Origin of the sequence: uncultured Ramlibacter sp. (assembly GCF_936925435.1) — a bacterium.
GTDB lineage: Bacteria > Pseudomonadota > Gammaproteobacteria > Burkholderiales > Burkholderiaceae_C > Ramlibacter.
The window spans coordinates 94027-106167 of sequence record NZ_CAKZHQ010000051.1 but is presented as its reverse complement, the minus strand read 5'-3'; the positions used below and the strand labels follow the sequence as shown (position 1 = coordinate 106167).

Here is a 12141-nt window from a genome sequence, read left to right as displayed (position 1 = left end):
CGTCCTACCCTGCAACAGCACCGCGACCGACATACGCGCCGGCCCGCAGGGCTACCCTGGTTGTGTATCCCTACAGGAGACCGCCATGGACCTGCCAATTGCTTCCCCAAACGTCCCGGAAGAAGCCGACCCCGACCTGACCGAGCAAGCCAAGCCGGGCCATGGCGTGCCATCACAGGATCCCGAACCTTCGGCGCAGATTCCGATGGACCCTGAACATGCGGCGCACGAAGCCAAGTCGGTCTTTGTCGGTGCCGGCGTGGTGGCCGGTGCAGCCGCCGGCGCTGCCATCGGCGCGGCAGTGGCTGGGCCCATCGGCGTGCTGGTGGGCGGCCCTGTGGGCGCGATCGCCGGAGCAGGTGGCGCGGTTGCGGCGGGATCGCTGCAGCATGAGGACAAGACCGCGGTGGAACACTGACCCGTCAGGAGTGGCAGGCAACGCAGAGCTTGTTGCCCTCGGGGTCGCGGAAGTAGGCGCCGTAATAGTTCGCGTGGTACTCGGGCCGCAAACCCGGGGGGCCCTCCGAGGTCCCGCCGTTGGCAAGCGCGACCGCATAGACCTGGTCCACCACTGGCCGGCTCTGCGCCGAAAACGCCACCATCTGGCCGTTGCCCGGCGTGTGCAGCCCATCGAAGGGCTTGCCGATGACAAACAATGGCCGCGGCTCCGGTTGGGACTGCCAGCCCGCCCATGGCCGGCTGTGCTCACAAAAGCGCGCCTGGATGCCCAGCGCAGCCATCACCGGCGTGTAGAACGCCAGCGCCCGGTCGAAGTCGCGGACACCAACAAAGATGTGTGAGAACACGTCTTAACTCCGCCTGTCGGCCGGGTGATTCACCCCATCCGACACCGGCACGTCGCCCAGCAGAAAGGGGTTGATGCCCTCCAGGCAGCCCACGTTGTAGCCGTACTGGTCGGGAAATGAGCGGCGCTGGTGGTGGGTGTAGATGCCGCAGACGCCGCAGAAGTAGTGCCTGGCCACGCCGGTGTTGAACTGGTACTGGCGCAGATGCTCTTGTCCTTGCAGCAGGCGGATGCCACTCAACGGAACCGAAGCAACGACCGCGCCCTTGCGCCTGCAGATCGAGCAATCGCAGTGGCGCGGATTGACGATGCCGTCCGGCAGGTCCACCTCAAAGACCAGGGCGCCGCAGTGGCAGGACAGGCGGTGCTTGGGCAGGACGGGGGCGCCGCCCACAAACTTGATGGACACAGCAGCCTCCCTTTCCAAGGACTCAGGCCTTTGGGAGCGTCACACCGCGCTGGCCCTGGTACTTGCCGCCGCGGTCCTTGTAGCTGGTCTCGCAGACCTCGTCGCTCTCGAAGAACAGCACCTGGGCGCAGCCTTCGCCGGCATAAATCTTGGCGGGCAGGGGCGTGGTGTTGCTGAACTCCAGCGTCACATAGCCTTCCCACTCGGGCTCGAAGGGCGTCACGTTGACGATGATGCCGCAGCGCGCGTAGGTGCTCTTGCCCAGGCAGATGGTCAGCACGTTGCGCGGGATGCGGAAGTACTCCAGCGTGCGCGCCAGGGCGAAGCTGTTGGGCGGGATGATGCAGACGTCGTCGTGGAAGTCGACAAAGCTCTTCTCGTCGAAGTTCTTCGGGTCGACCACGGTGCTGTGGATGTTGGTGAAGACCTTGAATTCGGGCGCGCAGCGGATGTCGTAGCCGTAGCTGGAGGTGCCGTAGCTGATGACTCGCTTGCCGTTGGCCTCGCGGATCTGGCCGGGCTCGAAAGGCTCGATCAGGCCGTGCTGCTCGGCCATCTTGCGGATCCACTTGTCGCTCTTGATCGTCATTGCGTTCTCTCCTGTGGGTCATTTTACGGGCCACCCTCCCGGCGCAGCCGCCGCCCTCCTCATTTCCTCCCCGATCGGCGCCTAAAGTGGGCGCATGACGCCACCCAACACCCTCGCCGGCGGCAACCAGCCTCCTGCAAAATGAGCCGATGCCCCGCCTGACGCTGCAGCGCAAGTTCTTCATCGCCCTGGCGCTGCTGCTGGCCCTGCTGCTGGCCCTGTTCACCGGCCTGTCGCGCCTGGGCCTGCAGCGCGGCATCGGCGCCTATGTGGCCGAGATCGAGCTGTCACGCCTGGACTGGATGGTGGCCAACCTGCAGCGCATCTACACCCGCGACGGCAACTGGAACCGCTTGCGCGGCGACAGCCAGGCCTGGCATGCGGCCCAGATGCCCGGCGGCATGCTGCCGGTGCGCGACGGCGGGCCACCCGGGCCGCCGCGCGGTGCAGGGCCGGACCGCGGTCCCGGCTTCGGGCCTGGGGGCCCGGGTAGGCCGCTCGGCGGGCCGCAGCTGGACGTGCTGCCCGACCGCTATACGCCGCCCCCGCCACCCGGCCGCCCTGGCGACCCGCGCGCCATGCCCGGCTCGATTTACAGCCGACTGGCCCTGCTGGCCGCCGACGGCAGCGAGCTCATCGCCGGCAATGCGTCCATCGATGCCGATGCGCTGCGCACACCGGTGCAAGTGGACGGCCGCACCGTGGGCTGGCTGGCGCTGGCGCCGCTGGCCGGCATAGGCTCGGCCGCCGACCAGGCCTTCATCGCCCAGCAGTCGCGCTTCATCATCTATACCGGCCTGGCCGGCCTGCTGCTGGCCCTGCTGCTGTCGGCCGCTCTGGCGCGCCGCTGGCTGCGGCCGGTGGAGCAGCTGGTGGGCGCGGCCAGCGCCGTGGCCGACGGCCGGCTGAATGTGGCTGTCCCGGTGCAGGGCAACGACGAGCTGGCCGACCTGAGCCAGACCTTCAACGCCATGGCCGCCAAGCTGGCGGCAGTGGAGCAGTCGCGCCAGCAATGGCTGTCCGACGTGGCGCACGAGTTGCGCACACCGGTGGCAGCGGTGCGCGCCGAGATCGAGGCGGTGCAGGACGGCGTGCGCAGCTTCGATGCCGGCACGGCCCGCCGCCTGCATGGCCAGGTGATGCGCCTGGGCCAGCTGGTGGACGACCTGCGCCTGGGCATGGAAGAGGCCTACGACCCGCAGGCCTTGCAGGCGACGACGGCCGAACCGCTGCAGGTGCTGCTCGATGCGGCCGAGGCCATGGCCCCGCGCCTGGCGCAGCGCGGCATCCGCATCGAAGGCCTGGACAGCCTGCGCGCCCTGCAGGCCGGCGCGCGCCCGCGCGTGCGCGGCGACGACGGCCGCCTGGCCCAGGTGACCAGCAACCTGCTGGAAAACAGCCTGCGCTACACCGACACGGGCGGAACGCTGCGCCTGTTCGCGGCCCTGGGCGCCGGACCGGGCAGCCTGCTCACCCTGGTGGTCGAGGACTCGGCGCCCGCGCCGCGGCGGGAGGACCTGCCGCGCCTGTTCGAGCGCTTCTTCCGCGGCGAGGCCTCACGCGCCCGGGCCAGCGGCGGCGCCGGCCTGGGCCTGGCCATTTGCAAGGCCATCGTGCAAGCACACGGTGGCAGCATCGCGGCGGCGCTGTCGCCGCTGGGCGGGCTGCGCATCACCATCACCCTGCCGGTGGCCCCGGCATGAGCGGACCGGCCATCTTCGTCGTCGAGGACGAGGCCGACATCGCCTCCGTGCTGGTCGACTACCTGCGCGCCGCCGGCTACACGCCCCAGCACTTCGCCGATGGCGAGCTGGCCCTGCAGGCCGCGCTGGCACAGCCGCCGGCCCTGGTGCTGCTGGACCTGATGCTGCCGGGACGCGATGGCCTGTCCGTGCTGCGCGCCCTGCGCGAGCGCGGCAGCCTGCCGGTGGTGATGCTCACGGCCCGGGTCGAGGAGGTCGACCGCCTGCTGGGCCTGGAGCTGGGCGCGGATGACTACATCTGCAAGCCCTTCTCGCCGCGCGAGGTGGTGGCGCGGGTCCAGGCCGTCCTGCGGCGCAGCGGCGGCCAGGCGCCGCGCAGCGGCCTGCAACTCGATGCGGGCCAGGGCAGGGCCATGCTGCAGGGCGCGCGGCTGGATCTCACGCGCAAGGAGTTCGGCCTGCTGGCGGTGCTGGCGGCGCGGCCCGGCCGCATCTTCTCGCGCGCCCAGTTGCTGGACCTGGTTTATCCCGAGGCGCTGGACGCCAACCAGCGGGCGCTGGACAGCCACGTGAAGAACCTGCGCCGCAAGCTGGGGGCGGTCGATCCCGGCCATGACTGGATCCGCTCGGTCTACGGCGTGGGCTTCAGCTTCGAAGAGCGCTGAACAGCGCGCGCGGGCCGCTGCGCTTCTGCCAGATTTCTGCGCAATTGGCCGCGATGCTGGAGGCCATGCAAGCACACAAACACTCCCACCCCGAGGGCCTGGCCCACGACCTGTCCACCCTGCTGCAGCGCCGCCAGGCCCTGGCCTGGCTGGGCGCCGGCGCCACCGTCCTGCTGGGCGCCTGTGGCGGCACGGAAGACGAGGAAAGCTCCTCGTCTTCCAGCAGCGGCACCAGCTGCAGCGCCATCCCGCAGGAGACCGCCGGCCCCTACCCTGGCGACGGCACGAACGCCGGCGCCGGTGGCAGCACGGCCAATGCGCTCACGCAAAGCGGCATCGTGCGCAGCGTCATCACCTCCAGCTTCAACGGCGCCAGCGCCACCGCAGCCGGCATTGCCCTGACCCTGCGCCTGCAGCTGGTCAACACCGCCAACAGCTGCGCCTCGCTGGCCGGCTTCGCGGTCTATCTCTGGCACTGCGACGCCCTGGGCCGCTACTCGATGTACTCCCCGGCCATCGCCGGCGAGAACTACCTGCGCGGCGTGCAGGTCAGCGACACCGCCGGCGACGTCACCTTCACCACCATCTTCCCGGGCTGCTACGACGGCCGCTGGCCGCACATCCACTTCGAGGTGTTCTCCAGCCTGTCCGCGGCCACCGGCGGCAACAATGACATCCGCACCTCGCAGCTGGCTTTGCCCAAGGCGGCCTGCAGCGCCGTCTATGCCGATTCGCGCTACACCGGCAGCGCCGCCAACCTGGCGGGCACCAGCCTGTCGGGCGACAACGTCTTCGGCGACGGCTCCAGCCTGCAGCTGGCCAGCGTGACGGGCAGCAACAACGCCGGCTATGTCGCCACGCTGCAGCTTGGCGTGGCGGCTTAGGAGATCACGGTCCGTTCGACGATCCGGTCGTCGCCCAGCACGATCAGCGAGAACAGCAGCTCGTCGAGGTTGCGCGCATGCGCCACTTTGCGCGCCAGCAAGGGCATGGCCTGCGGGTTGAGCACGATGAAGTCGGCCTCGCAGCCGGGCTGCAGGTTGCCCACCACGCCGTCCAGGCCCAGGGCCTGGGCCGCGCCGGCCGTGTGGCGCCACCACAGCTGCTGCGGCGACAGCGACACGCCCTGCTTGGTTTGGCCCTCGCGGCCCACGTAGTAGGCCGCCAGCATGGTGTGGAAGGGGCTGAAGCTGGTGCCGCCGCCGACGTCGCTGGCCAGGCCGTACTGGAAGCCGATGCGGTCGGCCCCGGCAAAGTCGAAGAAACCGCTGCCCAGAAAGAGATTGCTGGTGGGGCTGACGGCTGCCGCCGCGCCGGTGCTGCGCATCAGGGACCGGTCTTCGTCGTCGAAGTGGATGCAGTGGGCGTAGATGGCGCGCTCGCGCATCAGGCCGAAGTCGTCGTACACAGCCAGGTAGCTGCGCGAAGCCGGGAACAGCTGGCGCGCCCAGGCGATCTCGTCCTTGTTCTCCGCCACATGCGACTGGATCCACACGTCGGGGTACTTGGCCGCAAGCTCGCCGGCGCCGCGCAGCTGGGCCTCGCTGCAGCTGGGCGCAAAGCGCGGCGTGATGGCATAGCCCAGGCGGTCCGTGCCGTGCCACTTCTGGATCAGCGCTTCGCTGTCGGCCAGCGATTGCTCGGTCTCGTCGCGCACGCCGTCGGGCGAGTGGCGGTCCTGCAGCACCTTGCCGGCGATCAGGCGCAGGCCGCGGCGCTGGGCGTCTTCCATCAAGGCATTGACGGAGGCCGGATGCGAGGTGGCAAAGGTCAGGGCCGTGGTCACGCCGTGGCGCAGCAGTTCATCGAAGAAGACGGTGGCCACGCCCTGGGCATAGGCCGGGTCGGCAAAGCGCGATTCGTGCGGGAAGGTGTAGTTCTCCAACCAGGGCAGCAGGCCCTCGGCCGGCGAGCCGATCACGTCGGTCTGCGGGAAGTGCACATGCAGGTCAATGAAACCCGGCGCCAGGATGCGGCCCGGCAGGTGCTCCACCGCCACGCCGGGGAAATTGCCGGCCAGCGCGCTGTACGCGCCAGCGGCGCGCACCACCTTGCGGCCGCTGGCATCGGGGCCGATGACCAGCAGGCCGTCTTCGTCGTAGAGGGCCGACCCATCATCGGCAAAACGCAGGAGGGCGGCGCGGTAGGCTTTCATGCCCTTATTTTGCAAGCTTCCCCTGCACTCCCGATACAAGAAAATTCATACCCAGGATCTGTTCGTCGCTCAGCGATGCACCAGCAGCGAGTACGGACTTGCCCTCGTTGTCGCTCAGGGGGCCGGCAAAAGGCCGCAGCTTGCCGGCGGCGATGTCCTTCTGGCGCGCCAGCACTTCCTCTTGCACCGCCTTGGGCACCTTGGGGCCGAAACCCTCGACGCGGGTCATGCCTTCCTTGACGCCGCCCCAGAGATTGGCGCTGGTCCAGCTGCCATCGAGCACCGCCTGGGTGCGGCGCTTGTAGTACTCGCCCCACTGGTGGGTGACGGCAATGATCTGGGCGTCGGGCGCGGTCTTGCGCATGTCGGAGTGGTAGGCCACGGCCATCTTGCCGCGCTCCTGGGCCGCTGCCATCACGGCGGTGGAGCCGGTGTGGAAGGACACCACGTCGGCCTGCTGGTCGAACAGGCTCATGGCGGCGTCGCGCTCGCGCGGCGGGTCGAACCAGGCGTTGAGCCAGACCACCTTGACCGTCGCCTTGGGGTTGACCGAGCGCATGCCCAGGGTGAAGGCGTTGATGCCTTGCAGCACCTCGGGGATGGGAAAGCCCGCCACGTAGCCGGCCACGCCGGTCTTGCTCATGCGGCCGGCGGCGATGCCGGCCAGGTAGCGGCCCTCGTAGTGGCGCGCGTTGGCCACGGCCACGTTGGCCGCGGTCTTGTAGCCGGTGATGGACTCGAACTTCACGTCGGGGAAGTCCCTGGCCACCTTGAGCGTGGGCTCCATGTAGCCGAAGCTGGGCGTGAAGATCAGCTTGTGGCCCTGGCGCGCCAGGTCGCGGATGACGCGCTCGGCGTCCGGGCCCTCGGCCACGTTCTCGACGAAGCTGGTCTTGACCTTGCCCGCGAACGCGGCCTCGACGGCCTTGCGGCCTTCCTCGTGCTGGCGGACCCACCCGGCATCGGTGACGGGCGTGACGTAGACGAAGCCGACCTTGAGCGGCTCCCTGGTCTGGGAGAAAACAGGGGAAGCAAAACAGCAGGCAGCCACAAACGTGGCGGCGAGGTTTTTGTACATGGTGGTCCTCTACATGGCCCCGAACAATGAAAAAAGCCGCTGCGGGGCACAGCGGCTGGATGCATTTTAAACGCTAGCCCTATAGAGCGCGCACCAGTGCTGGGAGCTGGGCAAACAGCGGCGCCCAGTCGCCAGGCGTGGTCTGGCGCAGCAAGCGCGCCGTCGGGTACCAGGGGCTGTCAGTCCGCTCTTCCAGCCAACGCCAGTCGGCCGGGCGCGACAACAGCAGCCACAGCGGCCGGCCCAGCGCGCCCGTGAGGTGGCCGATGGAAGTGTCGACGCTGATGACGGCGTCCAACGCGCAGATCTGCGCCGCCGTGTTGGCGAAGTCGCTCTGCGCAAACTCCAGGATGGGCTGGCCATCTGGCACGCCGTCGCTGGCATCCCCGGGCTTTTGCAGGCTCCAGTAGTCGGCGCAGGGCGGCAGGCCACGCTGCATCACGGCCTTGGCCATGGAGCGGCGGTGGTCGTTCCAGTAGCCGGCATTGCCCGACCAGGAGACACCGATCTGCGGCCTGCCCGTGGCGGCCTTGCGCTGCGCCAGGAACTGCTGCCAGTGCGCCACCAGGGCAGGCTCGGCGCGCAGGTAGGGCACAGATGCGGGAATGGTGTCCAGCGTCGTGCCCAGGGCCAGCGGCACGCTCAGCAGCGGGCAGTGCAAGTCGATGGGTGACAGGGCGTCGCCGCGCGCCACCAGCTGCGCCACGCCCTCCAGGCCTTGCAGCAGGCCCACCAGCGGCGCCTGCACTTCCAGCACCACGCGCGCGCCCAGCGCCGCCACCGCCGCGGCATAGCGGCAGAACTGCAGCGTGTCGCCCAGGCCCTGCTCTGCATGCAGCAGCACGGTGCGGCCGGCCACGGAGGCATCGCCCAGCCACAGCGGCACGCCGAAATCGCGCGCACGGTGGCCCAGCTTGTCGGCCTGGGCGCGTGCCTGGTAGTCGCGCCAGCCCTGGGCGTAGTCGCCAGTGGCCAGCAGCGACAGGGCGCGGTTCCAGCGCACGCCGGCATTGCCCGGGTCCAGCGCCAGGGCCTGGTCGTACCAGGGCTGGGCCTGGCTGTGGTCGCCGCTATCGCGCAAGGTGTTGGCCAGGTTCATCAGCGCATCGACGTCGCCGGGCCGCGCGGCCAGCACCGCCTGGTAGTCGGCGATGGCTTCGCCGTGGCGCTCCAGCGCGGCCAGCACATTGCCGCGGTTCAGGCGGGCATCGGCCAGCTGCGGCTGCAAGGCCAGGGCGCGGTCCAGCATGGCCAGGGCGTCGTCATGGCGCTTGAGTTCCAGCAGGCTGACGCCGGCATTCATCATCGCCATGGCATCGGGCTGCAAGGCGACCGCCTGCTCAAAGGCTGCCAGCGCCTGCGCGTGCTGGCCTTGCTGGTGCAAGGCGATGCCCAGGCTGTTGTACAGATCGGCCGAGCGCGGCTGCAGCGCCAGCGCCGCGCGCCAGGCGTCGATGGCCTCGTCCAGCCGGCCCAGCTGCTTCAGGGCCACGGCCCGGTTGTGGTGGGCGCTGAACAGGCGCGGATTCAGCTGCAGGGCCGCGTCGTAGGCGGCCAGGGCCTCTTGCGGCCGGTCCAGGTTTTTCAAAGCAATGCCGCGCGCCTGGTGGAAAACGTCGACATCACCGCGCAGCCGCAATGCCGCGTCGAAGGCCGCCAGCGCCTGCGCATGGCGGCCGGCCTCCTGCTGCACCAGGCCCAGGTTGAAATGCAGGCCGGGATTGGCGGGCGCGGCCTGGGCCGCGCGCTGCAGGAGGGCCGCACCCTCGCTCAGCTTGCCCTTGTGGGCCTCGATCAGGCCCAGAAGGCCCAGGGCGTCGGCGCTGCAGGGCGCGCCCTGCAGGTAGCTGCGGCACAGCACCTCGGCCAGCGCCCAGTTGCCCTGGCGCTGGCAGGCCAGGGCCTCGCGCAGTGTCTGCAGGTCCGCCATCAGCTGGTGTGGCTCTTGACTTCGACGATGTCCGAGCCCAGCAGCTGGTTGATGCGCAGCTTGAGCGCGGCGCGCCTGTCGTTGCCGGCGTAGATGCTGCGCGCCGAGCCGATGAAGGCCGCGTCGAAGCGTTGGGCCGCCTCGGCCGCGCGCACGCTGTTCTCCAGATCCCACAGGGTGCTGTTGACAGCGTGCAGTTCGGCCACCAGCACGTTCACATCGGCGGCCTGCGGCGCGCCCTGCAGCAAGCCGGCGGCGATGCCGTCCAGCAGGCCCAGCTCGCGCCCCACATGGGCCAGCTTGGCGGCGTCGCTGATGCGCTCCTGCTTGATGCGCAGGATGGTCTGCTTGTCGAACAGCTCGCCGGCGGAGACCGGCACCTCGATGGCTTGGGACATTGCCTCTCCGGAACTCAGACGAAAGCAGCGACGCTGGCGTCCAGCAGATCGATGTACTTGCGCTTGTGCGAAGCCGCGATGAAGCTGGCGTCGAAACTGTTCTTGGCCAGCTGGTAGGCCTGCGCCGCATTCAGCCCGGTGGCGGCAAAGGTCTGCAGGAAGTTTTCGTTCATGTAGCCGCCGAAGTAGGCCGGGTCGTCCGAGTTGACGGTGGCGACCAGGCCGGCGTCCAGCAGCAGGCCGATGTTGTGGTCGGCCAGCTTCGGGAAGACGCAGAGCTTGAGGTTGGACAGCGGGCAGACGGTCAGCGCAATCTTGTCTTGCGCCAGGCGGCGCATCAGGGCCGGGTCCTTGGAAGACTGCACGCCGTGGTCGATGCGCTCCACCTTGAGCAGGTCCAGCGCGGTCCACACATAGGCCGGCGGCCCCTCTTCGCCGGCATGGGCCACCAGGTGCAGGCCCAGCGCGCGGCAACGGGCGAAGACCTTGGCGAATTTCTCCGGCGGATGACCGACCTCGCTGGAGTCCAGGCCGACGCCGATGAACTTGTCGCGGAACGGCAGGGCCTGCTCCAGGGTCTCGAAGGCCTCCTCCTCGCTGAGGTGGCGCAGAAAGCACAGGATGAGCGCGGCGCTCACGCCCAGTTCGGCCTCGGCCTGCAGGCAGGCGCGGTGCAGGCCATTGACCACCGTCTCCATCGCCACGCCGCGCGCCGTGTGGGTCTGCGGGTCGAAAAAGATCTCGGCGTGGACCACGTTGTCGGCCTTGGCGCGCAACAGGTAGGCCCAGGCCATGTCGAAGAAGTCCTGCTCCTTGAGCAGCACGCTGGCGCCGGCGTAATAGATGTCCAGAAAGCTTTGCAGGTTGCTGAAGGCATAGGCTCGGCGCAGCTCCTCCACCGAGGCATAAGGAATCTGCACGCCGTTGCGCTGCGCCAGGGCGAAGATCAGCTCAGGCTCGAGCGAGCCCTCGATGTGGATGTGCAACTCGGCCTTGGGCATGGCGGCCAGGAAGGCGGGAAGGCGGTCGGGGGACAGGGTGGAAATGGTGGTCATCGTGGAAGCTCCTGCCTCAAGTGTCTTTCATTTTGCCGCGGCGCCGCCCGCGGTGAGCGCCTGCGCCAGGGTCTGTTCCAGCCAGTCCTGGTAAGCCTGGGGCTGCCAGCCCGATTCCAGCACCAGCTTGTGGTAAATCTCCCGGCCGGTGTACATCCACAACAGGGTGGCCGCCGCTTCGCGCGTCAGCCCGGGGCGCTCGCGCCCGGCGTCGAACAGGGCATCGATGCGCTCTTTCTGCATCTGGCGGCGCAGGTTTTCGAAGCCCTGCTGCGACTTGCGCAGCTCCGGCGAGAAGGCCGAGGCCTTCATCAGCAGGCTCAGCTCCGAGCTTTCGCCCTCGTAGATCGCCCGCGCCACATGGGCGCTCAGGGCGATGCTGCGCTGCGGGTCGCTCACGCCCTTGAGCCGCTCCTGGGCCTGCTGGAACTGCGGGCCGAACAGGGCGCGCTGCATCAGGCCCTGCAGCAGGCCGGCCTTGGACCTGACCGTGGCGTAGACCGTGGCCTCCGACACCTTGGCCCGCTCGGCGATCTGGGCAATGGTGGTGGCGTCGATCCCCTTGCGCGAAAACAGGTAGCGCCCGGCGTCCAGCACGCTGGCCAGGGTGCGGGCGGCGGATTCGGTCCGGGCCTGCGAACGGTAGGCCCTTTTGCCAAGGTTTTCCATATTGGATATAGTTATCAATACTCAATTAAGGAGTTCACCTGCATGAGTTTTGAAGCCTACATCAAGAACATCCACGCCAAGACTGGCAAGAGTCCGCGCGACTTCTTCGAGCAGGCCGTGCGCGAGGGCATCCTGCGGCCGGACACCAAGACCATGGAGTTCGTGCGCTGGCTCAAGGACAGTTCGGGCCTGGGCCACGGCCACGCCATGGCCGTCTGGGAAGCCTGCCGGCGTGAGGGCTGGGTGCCGCTGGCCGGCGCCGCGCCGGCGCCAGTCAAAGCCCGCACGGGGGCACGGCGATGAGCTGGGCCCAGCGCATCGGCGTCGGCCTGTCGGCCCTGGCGACCCTGTTCTTCCTGATGGATGCGGTGGGCAAGCTGCTGCGGATCGAGCCCGTGCTCAAGGCAAGCGTGGAATTGGGCTGGCCGGCCGCCAGCGCTGTGCCCTTGGGCATGCTGCTGATGGCCGGCGCCCTGCTCTACGCCCTGCCCCGGACCAGCTTCATCGGCGCGGTCTGGCTGACCGCCTACCTGGGCGGCGCCATTGCCTCGCAATACCGCATCGGCGCGCCGCTGGTCAGCCACGTGCTGTTCGGCGTCTACGTCGCCCTGGTGATGTGGGGCGGCCTGGCGCTACGCTACCCGGCGGTGTTCCGCGCCGCGCTGGCCAACCCGCAATGAGCGGA

At 69.0% G+C, this 12141-nt stretch carries 15 protein-coding genes; 6 read left to right on the top strand and 9 right to left on the bottom strand.

Going from position 1 to position 12141, the window contains the following annotated elements; all coding sequences use genetic code 11:
- Window positions 1–85 precede the first annotated feature (85 nt).
- Window positions 86–418 (top strand): hypothetical protein, encoded by a 333-nt coding sequence (locus Q0632_RS21465; protein WP_298934101.1) that lies wholly within the window; start codon window positions 86–88, stop codon window positions 416–418.
- Between the two features lie 4 nt (window positions 419–422).
- Here Q0632_RS21465 and Q0632_RS21460 read toward each other — a convergent pair whose 3' ends face one another.
- From Q0632_RS21460 to dcd, 3 genes are read right to left on the bottom strand one after another with little or no spacing between them, the layout of a single operon-like run.
- Complete coding sequence (locus Q0632_RS21460; protein WP_298934099.1) at window positions 423–806, bottom strand: VOC family protein; 384 nt, start codon at window positions 804–806, stop codon at window positions 423–425.
- Between the two features lie 3 nt (window positions 807–809).
- A complete protein-coding gene (locus tag Q0632_RS21455; protein ID WP_298934097.1) occupies window positions 810–1214 on the bottom strand; it encodes a GFA family protein in 405 nt (134 codons plus the stop codon).
- A 22-nt stretch (window positions 1215–1236) separates the two neighbouring features.
- Window positions 1237–1803, bottom strand: a complete 567-nt coding sequence (gene dcd, locus Q0632_RS21450; protein WP_298934095.1) for a dCTP deaminase — start codon at window positions 1801–1803, stop codon at window positions 1237–1239.
- Window positions 1804–1952: 149 nt separating this feature from the next.
- On the opposite strand from dcd, the gene Q0632_RS21445 reads away from it, so the two are divergent.
- From Q0632_RS21445 to Q0632_RS21435, 3 genes are all read left to right on the top strand, one after another.
- The gene (locus Q0632_RS21445; RefSeq protein ID WP_298934093.1) at window positions 1953–3506 is read left to right on the top strand and encodes an ATP-binding protein; all 1554 of its coding nucleotides are present in this window, start codon (window positions 1953–1955) and stop codon (window positions 3504–3506) included.
- The gene (locus tag Q0632_RS21440; protein ID WP_298934091.1) at window positions 3503–4171 is read left to right on the top strand and encodes a response regulator; all 669 of its coding nucleotides are present in this window, start codon (window positions 3503–3505) and stop codon (window positions 4169–4171) included. Before Q0632_RS21445 ends, Q0632_RS21440 begins: the two co-directional genes overlap by 4 nt.
- A gap of 65 nt (window positions 4172–4236) precedes the next feature.
- On the top strand, window positions 4237–5055 hold the full coding sequence (locus tag Q0632_RS21435) for an intradiol ring-cleavage dioxygenase (protein WP_298934089.1): 819 nt from the start codon (window positions 4237–4239) through the stop codon (window positions 5053–5055).
- On the opposite strand, the gene guaD is transcribed toward Q0632_RS21435, so the two are convergent.
- From guaD to Q0632_RS21405, 6 genes are all read right to left on the bottom strand, one after another.
- Window positions 5052–6326, bottom strand: coding sequence for a guanine deaminase (guaD, locus tag Q0632_RS21430; protein ID WP_298934087.1), 1275 nt, complete (start codon window positions 6324–6326; stop codon window positions 5052–5054). The genes Q0632_RS21435 and guaD overlap by 4 nt on opposite strands.
- A 4-nt stretch (window positions 6327–6330) precedes the next feature.
- Complete coding sequence (locus Q0632_RS21425; protein WP_298934085.1) at window positions 6331–7404, bottom strand: BMP family ABC transporter substrate-binding protein; 1074 nt, start codon at window positions 7402–7404, stop codon at window positions 6331–6333.
- A 79-nt stretch (window positions 7405–7483) separates the two neighbouring features.
- Window positions 7484–9334, bottom strand: a complete 1851-nt coding sequence (locus tag Q0632_RS21420) for a tetratricopeptide repeat protein (RefSeq protein WP_298934083.1) — start codon at window positions 9332–9334, stop codon at window positions 7484–7486.
- Window positions 9334–9732: a hypothetical protein gene (locus Q0632_RS21415; protein ID WP_298934058.1), complete on the bottom strand. Its 399-nt coding sequence runs from the start codon at window positions 9730–9732 to the stop codon at window positions 9334–9336. The genes Q0632_RS21420 and Q0632_RS21415 overlap by 1 nt, the downstream gene beginning before the upstream one ends.
- Before the next feature lie 14 nt (window positions 9733–9746).
- Window positions 9747–10787, bottom strand: coding sequence for an adenosine deaminase (locus Q0632_RS21410; protein WP_298934055.1), 1041 nt, complete (start codon window positions 10785–10787; stop codon window positions 9747–9749).
- Window positions 10788–10814: 27 nt separating this feature from the next.
- Entirely contained in the window at window positions 10815–11456 is a 642-nt protein-coding gene (locus Q0632_RS21405) for a TetR/AcrR family transcriptional regulator (RefSeq protein WP_298934053.1), read from the bottom strand.
- 42 nt (window positions 11457–11498) lie between these two features.
- Between Q0632_RS21405 and Q0632_RS21400 the strand changes: the two genes are divergently transcribed.
- Window positions 11499–11759 (top strand): DUF4287 domain-containing protein, encoded by a 261-nt coding sequence (locus Q0632_RS21400; protein ID WP_298934051.1) that lies wholly within the window; start codon window positions 11499–11501, stop codon window positions 11757–11759.
- Entirely contained in the window at window positions 11756–12136 is a 381-nt protein-coding gene (locus Q0632_RS21395) for a DoxX family protein (protein ID WP_298934049.1), read from the top strand. Before Q0632_RS21400 ends, Q0632_RS21395 begins: the two co-directional genes overlap by 4 nt.
- Window positions 12137–12141: the final 5 nt, after the last annotated feature.

Bases quoted from the DNA above. Each gene is read 5' to 3' on its own strand.
- Q0632_RS21465 (WP_298934101.1), top strand. From the start codon at position 86: ATGGACCTGCCAATTGCTTCCCCAAACGTCCCGGAAGAAGCCGACCCC.
- dcd (WP_298934095.1), bottom strand. From the start codon at position 1,803: ATGACGATCAAGAGCGACAAGTGGATCCGCAAGATGGCCGAGCAGCAC.
- Q0632_RS21445 (WP_298934093.1), top strand. From the start codon at position 1,953: ATGCCCCGCCTGACGCTGCAGCGCAAGTTCTTCATCGCCCTGGCGCTG.
- Q0632_RS21440 (WP_298934091.1), top strand. From the start codon at position 3,503: ATGAGCGGACCGGCCATCTTCGTCGTCGAGGACGAGGCCGACATCGCC.
- Q0632_RS21435 (WP_298934089.1), top strand. From the start codon at position 4,237: ATGCAAGCACACAAACACTCCCACCCCGAGGGCCTGGCCCACGACCTG.
- guaD (WP_298934087.1), bottom strand. From the start codon at position 6,326: ATGAAAGCCTACCGCGCCGCCCTCCTGCGTTTTGCCGATGATGGGTCG.
- Q0632_RS21425 (WP_298934085.1), bottom strand. From the start codon at position 7,404: ATGTACAAAAACCTCGCCGCCACGTTTGTGGCTGCCTGCTGTTTTGCT.
- Q0632_RS21420 (WP_298934083.1), bottom strand. From the start codon at position 9,334: ATGGCGGACCTGCAGACACTGCGCGAGGCCCTGGCCTGCCAGCGCCAG.
- Q0632_RS21415 (WP_298934058.1), bottom strand. From the start codon at position 9,732: ATGTCCCAAGCCATCGAGGTGCCGGTCTCCGCCGGCGAGCTGTTCGAC.
- Q0632_RS21410 (WP_298934055.1), bottom strand. From the start codon at position 10,787: ATGACCACCATTTCCACCCTGTCCCCCGACCGCCTTCCCGCCTTCCTG.
- Q0632_RS21405 (WP_298934053.1), bottom strand. From the start codon at position 11,456: ATGGAAAACCTTGGCAAAAGGGCCTACCGTTCGCAGGCCCGGACCGAA.
- Q0632_RS21400 (WP_298934051.1), top strand. From the start codon at position 11,499: ATGAGTTTTGAAGCCTACATCAAGAACATCCACGCCAAGACTGGCAAG.
- Q0632_RS21395 (WP_298934049.1), top strand. From the start codon at position 11,756: ATGAGCTGGGCCCAGCGCATCGGCGTCGGCCTGTCGGCCCTGGCGACC.